The organism is Phormidium sp. CCY1219 (genome assembly GCF_055795085.1).
Genome location: NZ_JAYFEQ010000398.1, coordinates 1 through 6579, shown reverse-complemented (window position 1 = coordinate 6579; position 6579 = coordinate 1). Strand labels below are relative to the sequence as shown.

The window sequence follows — 6579 nt, the reverse complement described above, 5'->3', positions numbered from 1 at the left end:
GGCTAAAGCCGCACGTTCGTTTTTCCTCCCCCGGCTAAAGCACGGGGGTTTCCAAACGTATCGGAGGTTATCATGAGCGAAGTACAATCAGAAACGAAAAATACTACTCCAGAGGTGCAAGCCTCTTCCCCGAATAAGCTGCAAAACCTGTTGAGTGACTGGAGAGTGCGGGTGGGCTTGATGGGTACTGCGATCGCCGGTTTGGCATTGGGGTTGTTTTTCTTGGTGTTCTTTTGGCAACATTCTGTGGCTGAGATGGGCATGAAATCTTGGTCTTCTCATGCGAATGCTACGCCAATTGAATGCATGATTAAGGACACCAATAGCGATGGCTATGTCAGTTGCAGCGCCATGCTCCATGATGAAGTGGTTCCCCTGGAATGTGGAGCCAGTATTTTTAATATGGGCTGTCGGGTGAATTACGGCGCGGCGGCTGCACCGCAAGTGCGATCGGGCAATCGCAATAATCTTCAAAGAGGTCTCTAAACTGTCGCTAAAGTGGTGATTCCCAACCGCGTTTCTTCACCAATGGCGTGACGATTTAGCCAAAAATTCCTCTGAAAAACCCCGGTTGATTGTCCCCTCGGGGTGAGAAACCAATTTTCCCCACCGCGTTAGGATTGCACCAAAAGTTATCGCCTGATAAACCCGATTGATTGTCCTTTATGGGCGATAATCAATCGGGTTTTTTTAGCAGTTTTTGTTTCAATCCCTGAAAGGGATTAGGAGAAATTGAGACAGCCTCCTCAGAAGTCTTTAGACGGTGTGACACAACGTTAAGTGCCATCAACTTAAAGCATTTGACAAATTATAGCTCAATAAAAAATTGCCCAGGGACAAGATTTGCTCGATCGGTTCGGGAGCCGTAGAATCAGCGGTGAAATAGATTGATAAAAGATTAAAGCTTACTGGCGCTCAATGGTTAACTCAAAATGTAAACCAAATGCTTAAACTTACCTGTGCTTACTTCAATGATGTGCTATAGAGTTTAAGCGGATTACTCTGTGGTTTTATTTGAAAAAAAATTGAGAATTCAAAAGCCTACTCTAAAAGCCGTTTTTGCCAATCGGTCAGCTTTTTGCATTCTAAAGTATAAAGATAAACTAAACATTAGGCGAGAGAAAATCGTACTTTTACTTATTTACAAAATCGGGATGCTCCCAGATTTTATCGCCCGTTCCAAGAGCGATCGCTGAGCGGAATTTAACTTAATCCAAGGGCGAGCTTTTTTCAACCAGTCCTCAGCGGATTGGACATCCTTCGCCAAGCCTTTTTCCAGCAAAACCGCCGCCGCCACAGTGGCCGATCGCCCATGACCGATGGCGCAGTGAATGTAAACATTTCCGTCACAATTGGCAATAGTTTTCACTAAATCGCGAAAGGCTTCCAGATTCGGCACATTGGCATCCAATGTGGGCAAACAAATATAGTCTTTGTCCCGAATCACCGATTGAGGTTCGGGGAACTCCGCCGTTAAATCCACAATCAACTGAATATCTGGCGGCAATTCTCCACGCAACAATCGCCGCCCCATCCACAGCCCCGGGGCAATGTAGTTATAAGCATCTTCCCGTAAAAGCAAGCGTTGGCCGTGCCAAATGAGCCAAGTAAATAACAGGTAAGGCAGCAATAAAAGCGATGCTCCCCAGGAAAGTTGACCCGACGCGCGCTTGCCAAAAATGCCACTATCCCTAGCCGCATAAGCCACAGCAACGATTAAAAAATCCAGTCCCAGCCAGAACAAGAGCAAGCCGGGAAATCCCAAAAAAATGCCCAAAACGGTGAGGCAGGTACCGAGGATAACAAACAGGGTAATATACTTCATGGAGTTGCTTAGGGTTGGATATAGAATTGAGCGGGCTTTTTTATTGTAAATGAGGGGGAGGCCAATCGAAGGCACAGACATGCAAGGGCATTTTAATAGGTTGAGACAACTCGCATTGCGGGCAAAGCCGCAACCTGGGCGATCGCCACCCGGAGGGGTCTGATGCCCCCCAAGGGGAGGCAGGAGGGACCCAAGGAGGGACTCCGGGAAGCGCCCCGGATGCTTCCCTCGATAAACCGGGGATGAAACCGATATAGAATCAGGCTTTCCAAGAGCAAGTGTAGCGACAAAGAAAAAGAACATTAAATAAAAGGCAAATCGAGCCGAACTGACTTAAAATGCTACAGGACAAAAAGCAAGGAAAGATGCTATCATGTGTCGCTTAATGGCCTATATGGGTCGCCCAATTCTACTCGATCGCCTATTACTGAAACCGGAACACTCCCTAATCGTGCAAAGCTACGAACCCCGGGAAATGACCTCCGGAGTGGTGAATGCCGACGGGTTTGGGATTGGGTGGTATCATCCGGAAAACAACACCGACCCCTTTACCTACAAAAACCTGCTTCCGATCTGGAGTGACATCAACCTGCCCCAATTGAGTCGCTATATCGAAAGCGGATGCGTACTCGGATGCGTTCGCAGCGCCACCCCGGGACAGGCGGTGGATCTGAGCAATTGCCCGCCCTTTGGCGATCGCCGCATCCTCGGGATTCACAACGGATTTATCGAGAACTTCCGCCAAACCCTGTATCGCCCGCTTCGCAATCGACTCGCCGATGACCTTTACCAACAAATTGGCGGAACCACCGACTCCGAGCATATTTTCGCCCTGTTCTTATCCACCTTAGATGTCACCGCAGACCATCACAAGCAAACCCATCCACCATTAACCGCCGCATTGAGCAGCACCTTAGCCACCTTAACCGAACTTGCCAAACCGCAAGGCGTGAAATTTTCGGCCAATCTGGTGGTCAGCGACGGTCATCAGTTGGTGGCGTCGCGCTTCGCCAACCAATCTGCTGCTCCTTCCCTGTATTGGTTGCGCGACGATCCCAACTTCCCCGATTCGGTGATAATTGCCTCAGAACCCTTATTTGACGGCGACTGGAATTCACTTCCAGAAGAAAGTCTTATCACAGTGGGAGAGAATCTTGATATCAACATCAATCAAATCTAAACCGGGTGGCGATCGCCCACTTGAGGCGAAAAACCAGATCCGCCATGCCATGCAGCAGTGTCGCAGGGGCACCCTGAAACTGTTTGAAAACATGGAAGAGGACACCTTTCGCCGCCAAGTGCATCCCGACTTCAGTCCCGTGGGCTGGCATTTGGGGCACATTGGATTTACCGAGGGGTTGTGGTTGCTAGAACGCTGCGCCGGAAAAGCGCCCCTGTTTCCCCAGTATCGCCGCCTGATGGCCCAGGATGGATTGCCCAAACACCAACGGGTTGAATTGCCTCCCTTGCCCGAGATTGTTGACTATCTCCAGTGCATTCGAGAGCAAGTTTTCGGCTACCTCGACAGCGCGCCGATGGAGCAACAAGAAACCCTGTGGCGGTTTATCCTGCAGCACGAATGTCAGCACACCGAAACCATTGCTTTTCTGTTGCAATTGCAGCGATCGCCCCGGCGGGCAGCCGGCGAGGCGAAATGCCCTGACCCCCTGTCATCGGATCGGGAAATCGAAATTCCTGCCGGCAAGTGCGAGTTGGGAAGCGATGCGCCAGAGGCATTGGATAACGAGCGATCGGTCCATCGCCAGTACCTTCCCGCCTACCTTATCGATCGCTATCCCGTCACCTGCGGCGAATTTCGGCAATTTATCGACCAAGAAGGATATCACACTCCGCGCTGGTGGTCAAGCGAGGGTTGGGAATGGCGACAAACTCACCAAATCACCCAGCCCCTGCATTGGAACGACAAACCCGGGTTCGAGAACCATCCCGTCTGCGGCGTCAGTTACTACGAAGCCGAGGCTTACGCCCGATTTGTCGGGAAGCGACTCCCCACCGAGGCAGAATGGGAAAAAGCCGCAAGCTGGGATCCGCAAACCCAGCACAAACGAACCTATCCTTGGGGGGATGAATTTCCCACCGGCGATCGGGCCAATCTGGATAACCGACAGGCTCAAACCACCCCCGTCAATGCCTATCCCGCCGGGATGAGTGCCTACGGATGTTACGACATGCTGGGGAATGTGTGGGAATGGACATCAAGCTGGTTTCTCGGGTATAGTGGGTTTCAACCCTATCCCTACCCCGGCTATTCCCAAGCCTATTTTGACCGAGAACATCGGGTATTGCGGGGCGGAAGTTGGACCACTCGCCCTTGGGCGATGCGCTGTAGCTTCCGCAACTGGTATTACCCCTGGGTTCGGCAAATTTTCGCCGGATTTCGCTGTGCCCGGGATGTGGAGTAAAAGACGGGCATAACATCAGCAGTCGCGTTTTCCTCGGGGCGCACCGCCGTGCGCCCTCTCTCTTGCCAAAAATCCGCATTGAAACCTCTACCCCTAGGGCGTCGGTGTAGTCGAGGTTAGAGACCCTGGTTTCTTCACCCAACTATTACTAATTAGCAACCTATTAGGGCGAAAACACCGGTTTCAGGTCCCCTAGATCTAATACCGAACCGATACCCTAGGGAAGCATAGACCACTTTTCTCTCACAACCCCAGATTAATTAACCGGAACAATTCATTAGAAATTCCTATCAAAAATCTCCAAGTCCGTGCCCGGAAACTGCCGAGAGGATGGGACAATAAAAAACTGGAATCCGCTAGGGTTTAGAAATGCCAAATCATGGGTTTCTAAAACTAAGCAGACTCCGACTTCGTTTGTGCCTCCACTGAATAGATACTGATGAAAGTTTCAAAACCTTCTGATAATTTAGAATTCTCCACCAAAGTAGCCAGCGATCGCGATATCGAGGGCGATCGCTTGCGTCTCGAACGCTTAATCGGTTCCACGGTTTCCGACGCCCAAATCGATATCGGTGCTGACGCGATCGCCGGGTTGAAAAACACCCCCAAAACTCTATCGCCCCACTATTTTTATGACGATCGCGGTTCCGAACTGTTCGAGCAAATTTGCGAATTACCGGAATATTATCCCACCCGCACCGAAGCCACCATTTTGCGCCAATGTGCCCCGGAAATTGCCCAACTCACCGGACCGTGCGAAATTGTAGAACTCGGCAGCGGAAGTTCCACCAAAACCCGAATTCTCCTCGATGCCTATCAGGAATTGGCACATCCCCTGCGCTATCTTCCTATTGATGTCAGTGGCGGCATTTTAGAAAGTAGCGCTCAGCAGTTATTGTTGGATTATCCCTCCCTGAACGTGCATGGGTTAGTGAGTACCTACGAAGTGGCTTTGACATCCCTAGGTTCCTCCCCTCTCCCCAGTCGGATGATTTGCTTTTTGGGCAGCACTTTAGGTAATTTGAATCCCCAAGAATGCGATATTTTCTTCTCTGAGATTATCGACGCCCTGCAAGTGGGAGAGTATTTTTTGCTCGGAATTGACTTGCACAAATCCAAAGAGATTTTAGAACCGGCGTATAACGACGCCCAAGGGGTGACAGCCGCATTTAATCTCAATATGCTGCATCATCTGAATTGGCGATTTGATGGGAATTTCGACCCGCAGCAATTCGAGCATCGGGCATTTTATAATCAAGAGCAACGCCGCATCGAAATGCACCTCCAAAGTCGGCGATCGCAAACCGTGCGACTGCGCACCCTGGATTTAACCGTGGAATTTGAAAAAGACGAGACGATTCTCACCGAAATTTCCCGCAAATTCGAGTTACCTCAAATGGCAGATTATCTGCAGCGCAAAGGCTTGCACCCGGTGAAATCCTGGACCGACCCCAACCAGTGGTTTGGCATGATGCTCACCCAATTGCGTCAGGATTAATCGCAATTTTCTTAACCCTTGATTGAAAAACACCTCTGGTAGTAGAGACACGGTATGCCGTGTCTTTACACTATCCTTTTTTTAAGGAGTGTACGCAAAATAATAAGCACGGTGAAGCGAATCAAACCTCAAGCGCGGTGGGCATTCCCCACCCTCCCAGTGCTGTGTGGTGAGTTCCACCCGACAACTTCCCAATAATAAAAGCCGATGGTGCAGGAACCATCGGCGTGGATTGTTCTGGTAAAATTTAAACCGCAATTGCTTACGCCTGCATTCTTTAATTGTCTGCCGGCGTCACTGCTTCTGCGGGCGTCGCTTCCCGAACCGGAATCCCTTCGGATTGATTTCGCAGTAACTCTAACTGTCTCATGCGGAATTGAGCCGCCGCATCATTGATATTTTCCTCTTTTTCCAGGCGAAACTCCTGCATACTGCGACCTCCACCCAGGTTAGCGCGGTGAATGATATCGAGTACGTCGAAGGTTTCCCCTTCACCAGTAGTGCCATCAAACGGATCGCGGCTGTTTTCCAGTTGCGGTTCGATTAAATCGTCCGCACCGTTGCTTTCTTGGGCAACAGCAGATTGCCCAAACAGCAGGGTTGTGGTGGCGATCGCCCCTAGGATACCCAGGGCGATCGCAGACAATGGGGTGCAAAATGCGATCGCTTTTTTTGTGTTTGCCATCATAGAAAATTAGGGGTTGGTAAGGGGGGCGAATGGAAACCCCTGTCATTTATGTATGGGGAGCAATTCGCCCCCCCTTACATAAACAGCAGTCCCACAGGACTTCCTTTTTTTAGAAAGTACAAGGCTCCATTTCCCTCGTACACGA

At 50.3% G+C, this 6579-nt stretch carries 6 protein-coding genes and 1 pseudogene; 5 read left to right on the top strand and 2 right to left on the bottom strand.

The genetic code is table 11. The annotated features are described in order from the left end of the window. Positions 1 to 72 precede the first annotated feature (72 nt). A complete protein-coding gene (locus tag AC0QH1_RS08340; RefSeq protein WP_324630589.1) occupies positions 73 to 486 on the top strand; it encodes a hypothetical protein in 414 nt (137 codons plus the stop codon). Positions 487 to 835: 349 nt separating this feature from the next. After that, positions 836 to 985, top strand: a pseudogene (locus AC0QH1_RS08335) (ISKra4 family transposase); the annotation flags it as partial. 156 nt (positions 986 to 1141) lie between these two features. Here the strand turns inward: AC0QH1_RS08335 and AC0QH1_RS08330 are convergent. Next, the gene (locus AC0QH1_RS08330) at positions 1142 to 1825 is read right to left on the bottom strand and encodes a dual specificity protein phosphatase family protein (protein ID WP_324630587.1); all 684 of its coding nucleotides are present in this window, start codon (positions 1823 to 1825) and stop codon (positions 1142 to 1144) included. A gap of 373 nt (positions 1826 to 2198) precedes the next feature. Here AC0QH1_RS08330 and egtC point away from each other — a divergent pair, with 373 nt between their 5' ends. The 3 genes from egtC to egtD all read left to right on the top strand — a co-directional run bounded on the left by egtC (position 2199) and on the right by egtD (position 5746). Continuing rightward, a complete protein-coding gene (gene egtC, locus AC0QH1_RS08325) occupies positions 2199 to 3005 on the top strand; it encodes an ergothioneine biosynthesis protein EgtC (protein ID WP_324630586.1) in 807 nt (268 codons plus the stop codon). Then, positions 2980 to 4248: an ergothioneine biosynthesis protein EgtB gene (gene egtB / locus AC0QH1_RS08320; RefSeq protein WP_442957298.1), complete on the top strand. Its 1269-nt coding sequence runs from the start codon at positions 2980 to 2982 to the stop codon at positions 4246 to 4248. Before egtC ends, egtB begins: the two co-directional genes overlap by 26 nt. A gap of 439 nt (positions 4249 to 4687) precedes the next feature. Next, positions 4688 to 5746, top strand: coding sequence for an L-histidine N(alpha)-methyltransferase (egtD, locus tag AC0QH1_RS08315; protein WP_324630585.1), 1059 nt, complete (start codon positions 4688 to 4690; stop codon positions 5744 to 5746). Between the two features lie 277 nt (positions 5747 to 6023). Here egtD and AC0QH1_RS08310 read toward each other — a convergent pair whose 3' ends face one another. Then, positions 6024 to 6434 (bottom strand): hypothetical protein, encoded by a 411-nt coding sequence (locus AC0QH1_RS08310; RefSeq protein ID WP_324630584.1) that lies wholly within the window; start codon positions 6432 to 6434, stop codon positions 6024 to 6026. Positions 6435 to 6579 lie beyond the last annotated feature (145 nt).